The organism is Kocuria cellulosilytica (assembly GCF_040981245.1).
Lineage (GTDB): Bacteria > Actinomycetota > Actinomycetes > Actinomycetales > Micrococcaceae > Kocuria > Kocuria cellulosilytica.
The window spans coordinates 1-559 of the sequence record NZ_JAVFWZ010000108.1 but is presented as its reverse complement, the minus strand read 5'-3'; the positions used below and the strand labels follow the sequence as shown (position 1 = coordinate 559).

Genomic DNA, 559 nt, shown 5'->3' with positions numbered 1-559 from the left:
CGGCGGTGTAGCCGAAGACCACCTCCGGCACGCGCTCCACGGGCACGTCCTTGCACATGCGCCCGATCACCACCGCGAGCTCCGCCTCGTAGGAGACCTCCTCGGTCCACGACGGCAGGGTCACCGGGTCGCCCGGGCCGGCCACGGAGGTGTTGGGCTTGAAGAACAGCATCGGCGAGGTGGGCAGCTCGTTGCCCAGCTCCGCGGCGTGATCGGCGTAGTTGCGCCCGACGCACACGATCTTGGAGCGCGGGATCACCGGGGCCAGCAGCCGGACGTCGGCGATCCCGTGGCGCTGCCCGGTCGGATGGACCCCGGTGTAGAAGGGATCGCCCGCGAGGACGGTGACCGTCTCGGCGCCGGGCGCGCCCTCGACCGCGCCGAAGTGGATCTCGTTGTCGACGGTGAACCTGGCAATTCGCATGGCCCCAGGCTATCCCACGGCCCGCACGACGACGCGCGGCCCCTGCGGGGTCGCCGGGGGCCGCGCGCGGTGCCTCAGACCAGGCGGGTGAGCCAGCCGTGCGGGTCCTCGGCACGGCCGGTCTGGATCTCCAGG

Annotated in this window: 1 protein-coding gene; it reads right to left on the bottom strand. The window is 72.6% G+C overall.

Translation table 11 applies throughout. From position 1 onward, the window contains the following. A partial coding sequence (locus tag RCG67_RS17230) for a fumarylacetoacetate hydrolase family protein (RefSeq protein ID WP_368828028.1) occupies window positions 1-424 on the bottom strand: 424 nt, incomplete at its 3' end. Window positions 425-559: the final 135 nt, after the last annotated feature.